At 38.9% G+C, this 5,540-nt stretch carries 4 protein-coding genes; 3 read left to right on the top strand and 1 reads right to left on the bottom strand.

The window, feature by feature from the left end; genetic code table 11:
• The 3 genes from AC1DND_RS17720 to AC1DND_RS17710 form a co-directional block, all read left to right on the top strand.
• Positions 1 to 697 (top strand): sialidase family protein (locus AC1DND_RS17720; protein WP_477583616.1); only part of this gene is annotated, 697 nt, incomplete at its 5' end.
• Positions 698 to 959: 262 nt separating this feature from the next.
• Positions 960 to 3,092, top strand: coding sequence for a ribonuclease R (gene rnr, locus AC1DND_RS17715; protein ID WP_477583614.1), 2,133 nt, complete (start codon positions 960 to 962; stop codon positions 3,090 to 3,092).
• Positions 3,093 to 3,138: 46 nt separating this feature from the next.
• Positions 3,139 to 4,113, top strand: coding sequence for a polyprenyl synthetase family protein (locus tag AC1DND_RS17710; protein ID WP_477583612.1), 975 nt, complete (start codon positions 3,139 to 3,141; stop codon positions 4,111 to 4,113).
• A 197-nt stretch (positions 4,114 to 4,310) separates the two neighbouring features.
• On the opposite strand, the gene AC1DND_RS17705 is transcribed toward AC1DND_RS17710, so the two are convergent.
• Positions 4,311 to 5,144, bottom strand: coding sequence for a hypothetical protein (locus AC1DND_RS17705; protein ID WP_477583610.1), 834 nt, complete (start codon positions 5,142 to 5,144; stop codon positions 4,311 to 4,313).
• Between the last annotated feature and the right edge of the window lie 396 nt (positions 5,145 to 5,540).

Below are 5,540 nucleotides of genomic sequence, written 5' to 3'. Positions count from 1 at the left end.
CTATAAGGTCGGTCCAAATCCAAGAACCTGGTGGGCAGAATATAAAACATCTGTTAACAATGGAAAAACATGGTCTAAAGCACAGAAATTGCCTAAAGATTTTCTAGGGCCAATTAAAAACAAACCTATCCAATTACCAAATGGAACAATTCTATATCCCTCAAGTACAGAAAGTTTAGATGAAAAAACATGGGCCATCCATATTGAAAAATCAGATGCGGAAGGTGAAAACTGGAAAAAGATCACTATCAATTGTGATACTTTTGGTGTAATCCAACCTTCTATTTTAACCTATCCAAATGGGAGATTACAGTTATTATGCAGAAGCAGGCAGAATGTGATTGTAGAAAGCTGGTCGGAAAATAATGGCGAAACCTGGTCAAAACTTAAGGCTACTCAATTGCCTAATCCAAATTCTGGTAGCGATGCAATAACCCTGAAAGATAGTCGGCAATTACTGGTTTACAATCCACTAACAGCAGGTAAAAACTGGTGGGAAGGCAGATCAGTATTAAAACTGGCCATATCAACCGATGGCGAAAATTGGCAGGATATTTACACACTCGAAAGCCATAGCAAAGGCGAATACAGCTATCCGGCCATTATCCAGGATAGAAGCGGCAACATCCATTTGAGCTATACTGCCGAGCGGAAGAAAATCACTTACATGGAGATCAGGTTAGTCCGTAGTCCGTAGAATAGAAAGGGGTCCTGAAAGAAGGTTTAACCTGCAAAATATTTTTTAATTGGTTCTTGGCTCATAGCCGATAGTTAAATAGCTGTTTCATAACCTACTCAGTCCATTAACTATGGCCGTAAACTGGTTGTCAATTTGCTTTACTAATGAACCAATGGCCAATAAACTATTAAACGATAAACCATCATCCATTTTACATATTATCCCTATATTTTCCATCCTGAGCATCTTTTCTGTATCTTCGGTAAATTCAGTTTAGCATATGGCAAAGAAAAAATCGGCAAATATAAAATTAGTTCTGAATCAATTGGTTAGTGATGTTTTTGAAAAAAACAGTAATCAGCTGCTTAATTATAAGCAGGTTTCGGCCAAATTAAATTTGAACGATCAAGAATCAAGAGAAACCATTCTCGAGATCTTAAAAGAAGGGAAAAGTACTGGCATTTTCTTAGAACCAGAAAAAGGTAAATTTAAACTTAAAGAACTGCAGAACTTTATTATTGGTACGGTTGATATGACTGCCGATGGATCTGCATATATTGTTCCGGAAGATGAATTTGAGAAAGATGTTTTTGTAGCTCCACGAAAGCTCAAAAATGCGTTGCACGGTGATACCGTAAAAGCTTATGTTTTTGCGAAGAAAAGCGGCCGTAAAAATGATGGCGAAGTTGTCGAAATCATTAAAAGAGCAAAATCAGATTTTACAGGTGTAATCAAGATATCAGATCGTTTTGCATTTGTAATTGCTGATGATAAAAAAATGATGCACGATATTTTTGTGCCTTTAGCCGATACCCACGAAGCCAAAAACGGTCAGCGTGTATTGGTAACCCTCTCAGATTGGCCTGAAAGTGCAAAAAATCCAATCGGGATTGTTAAACATGTACTGGGTAACCAGGGCGAGAACAATACCGAAATGAATGCTATTTTGGCACAGTATGGTTTTCCTTTAGAATTCCCCCCTCAGGTAGAGCGCGAAGCCAATGCCATTCCTGAAGAAATTCCTGCAGCAGAAATTGCCAAAAGAAAAGATTTTAGAAAGGTATTAACCTTTACCATAGATCCGGCAGATGCGAAAGATTTCGATGATGCCATCTCTTATCAAAAACTTCCTAACGGAAACCACGAAATTGGTGTTCATATTGCCGATGTTTCACATTATGTAATCCAGGGAACCGATCTCGATAAAGAAGCGTACAGCCGTGCCACTTCAGTTTATTTGGTAGACCGTGTGATCCCGATGCTGCCAGAGCGTTTGAGTAATGGTGTATGTTCATTACGTCCACATGAAGATAAATTATGTTTTGCAGCCGTTTTCGAACTGGATGAGCAGGCCAATATTCAATCAGAATGGTATGGCAGAACAGTAATTCATTCTGACAGAAGATTTAGTTATGAAGAGGCTCAGGAAGTAATCGAAAACAAAGAAGGTGATTATGCAGCAGAAATCCTGAAACTGAACGAATTGGCTTATATCCTTCGCGATCGTAAATTCAAAAACGGGGCAATCAGTTTCGAAAGTACTGAAGTTAAATTCAAACTGGATGAATCTGGCAAACCAATTGGTGTTTATGTAAAAGAGCGTAAAGATGCGCATAAACTGATTGAAGATTACATGCTTTTGGCCAACCGTAAAGTTGCCGAGTTTATAGCCAAGAAAACTAAAGGAAAAGACAAACTGACCTTTGTTTATCGTGTGCACGATTCGCCAAATATGGAAACCCTGAATACTTTCGCAACCTTTGCTTCACGTTTCGGTTATAAAATCAATACCAAATCCGATAAAGAAATTGCCAAATCACTAAACAATTTAATGGCCGATGTAGAAGGCAAGAAAGAACAGAATATTCTAACTTCGCTGGCCATCAGATCAATGGCAAAAGCGATTTATTCTACTAAAAAAACCAGTCATTATGGTTTGGCTTTTGAATATTACACACACTTTACTTCCCCTATCCGCCGTTATCCGGATGTAATGGCGCACAGGCTTTTACAGACCTATTTAGATGGAGGTAAATCTGCTGATATGGAATTTTACGAAGTGGCCTCTGTACATTCTTCGGCAATGGAGAAAAGAGCTGCAGATGCTGAACGTGCTTCTATTAAATACAAACAGGCCGAATACTTAGAAAACAATATCGGCACGGAATATAAAGGCATTATTTCGGGTGTTACCGAATGGGGTATGTATGTTGAGATAGAAGAGAATAAATGTGAGGGCATGATCCGTTTAAGGGACATATCAGATGATTTTTATGTGCTTGATGAGAAAAACTACTGTATTGTAGGTCAACGCAAAAAGAAAAAATACCAGTTGGGAGATGAAGTGATGATCAGGGTGAAAAAAGTAGATCTTTCTAAACGTCAAATCGATTTCACCTTAATTCCAGATTAAAAATTTAAAATTGTGCCTTAAACACAGTGTTTACGCAATAATTACAATGCATACTACAGAAGAATTACAACAAATTTTAGATACCGCAATACAAAATTTAAAGTTTCCGGATCATCCTAAACAGCTTTACGATCCGATTACTTATATCATTAATCTGGGTGGGAAACGGGTAAGACCACTATTGGTTTTAATGGCGACAGAGTTGTTTGGTGGGGATGCAAACGAATCTATCCACGCCGCTATGGCCATTGAGATCTTTCATAATTTTACGCTTGTTCATGACGACATTATGGACAATGCACCACTCCGTAGAGGGAAAGCCACCGTACACGAAAAATGGAGCACCAATATTGCCATTTTAAGTGGCGATGTGATGATGGTGGAAGCTAATAAAAACCTTGCGAAGGTTAATCCGGCTTTTCTTGGCCCAGTACTAAACACTTTTAATGCAACCGCTCAAGGCGTTTGTGAAGGCCAGCAATTAGATATGGAATTTGAAGGCCGTGATGATGTGAGTATTGAAGAATACATCAACATGATCAGGTTAAAAACAGCAGTGCTTTTGGGTGGTGCCTTAAAGCTTGGAGCCATTATAGCGGGAGCTTCAGAAAAAGATGCAGACTTAATTTATCAGTTTGGCGAAAATATTGGCATTGCTTTTCAGCTACAGGATGATATTTTAGATGTTTATGCTGATCCTGAAAAATTCGGAAAACAGGTAGGTGGCGATATTATAGCCAACAAAAAAACCTTCCTGCTGTTAAAAGCTTTCGAACTTGCCGATGGAGAAACCAGGGCATCATTAGATACCTGGACAGGCTACAAAGAATTTAATGTGCAGGAGAAAGTAGATACTGTGCGCCAGGTATACGATACTTTGGATATTCAGGATATTGCTAGAGAAAGCATGAACAATTACCTCAACAAAGCTTTAGCTGTATTCGCGCAGATTAATGTAAGCGATGAGCGCAAAACGAATCTTTTAACGCTTACAGATCATTTAATGGCCAGGGAGTATTAATTAAAAAGAGTTGTCAACTTTTATAGCCAAACGGCCTGAAAGTTGACAACTCTATATTTCCTTTACTTGTCAGTCTGAGCCTCCCGATAAATCGGGACAGGTAGTCGAAGACCCTTTTATGTTTAAATCAAAAAGATTGTCCTTCGACAAGCTCAGGATGACATGTCTTTCATTTAAACACTCAAAATTTCTATATCTTAGGCCTTTACCAACTTATACTTGATCCAAAAATCAGAAGATTTGGCTGCAGATTCTCCGCTTTCTGGTGGTCGTTGACCTCCTCCGCCCATTCTTCCACCACCCATACCGCCACGGCCACCACCGCCCATACCCATTCCACCTCTACCGCCCGATCTGCCTTTACCACCGCTTGTACCTTCAGGTCTAGCTTCTCTTTTAAAACCAGATTTATTCGGCTCATTAATTTTGATATTGTACACCAATGGCTTTTTAAGGTCTAATCCTACCTGTAATTGTGCTAACGGAATGCTTAATTCATAAATAAGATCTCTGTTAGGATGAATACTCATTCCAGTTTCTATGCCGTCCTGGTTCATCGCTGGTAGCTCACCATCAGCAATATTTTTAAAGCCAGAAACTCGAATGCTTTTATTCATCGCTACGGGATCTTGTGTAGCTCCGTCTGGCGATAAAGGAGTATGTTCATGGTGCTCCTCTCCTTCTTTAGGCATGGGAGGTCTTTCCATTAAAGGAAAAGTTAATTTCATTCCATCTTTTTTCTTGCCTTCAGTATTGATGTTCAATGTAATTCCTCCTCTTAGTACGCTAAAAGTAGTTTGTGGATCTAACGATTCGATAATAATGTACAGGTTTTTGTCGTCGTTGGCCAGGGCAAAGGCCAGTTTGGTGGCATCATTGTATTGGTTAAGCGGTTCGTTCCACTCGTTCGATACGCCATCGGCCTTAAATGGTTTCACCATACGGATATTCTCTTCTACATCTTGTGCTTTAACCGAAAAGCCGACTAACATAATAGAAAAAACTGATAAGCTGAGTATTTTAAAATTCATCGCAAATAATTAAATAATGATATACGAATGTATCGCGATGAATTGTTAAATTTTGTTATTTAACAGGCTTTAACAATTAAGTCGGAGGGCCGAAGTCAAATTCTTTGTGAAATCAGTTTGGTATTTGGCTTTCAGCGTTAATTAAAGGATTTCACCTCAATATGTCACCATGAGGGTTAATTTATTGTATAAAAATCAATATTAATGACGTATATAATTGTTGTTTTTTACCCCACAGCTCATGCATTCCTCGGCTCACCGCCGCCGATAGGCTCTTTCTTTTTGGTGTCTAAAAGAAACAAAAAACACCGGCTGAAAATTTTTCTTTCTAAGGAAGTGGTTTGGCCTGGTCAGTGCTGCCCGAAAAATTTGTTAGGCCGGATTTAAGTAGAACGG

Source organism: Pedobacter sp. 01N416 (assembly GCF_056399685.1).
The sequence above is the reverse complement of the archived record's forward strand: the minus strand, read 5'-3'. Positions and strand labels throughout refer to the sequence as shown.

Bases quoted from the DNA above. Each gene is read 5' to 3' on its own strand.
- rnr (WP_477583614.1), top strand. From the start codon at position 960: ATGGCAAAGAAAAAATCGGCAAATATAAAATTAGTTCTGAATCAATTG.
- AC1DND_RS17710 (WP_477583612.1), top strand. From the start codon at position 3,139: ATGCATACTACAGAAGAATTACAACAAATTTTAGATACCGCAATACAA.
- AC1DND_RS17705 (WP_477583610.1), bottom strand. From the start codon at position 5,144: ATGAATTTTAAAATACTCAGCTTATCAGTTTTTTCTATTATGTTAGTC.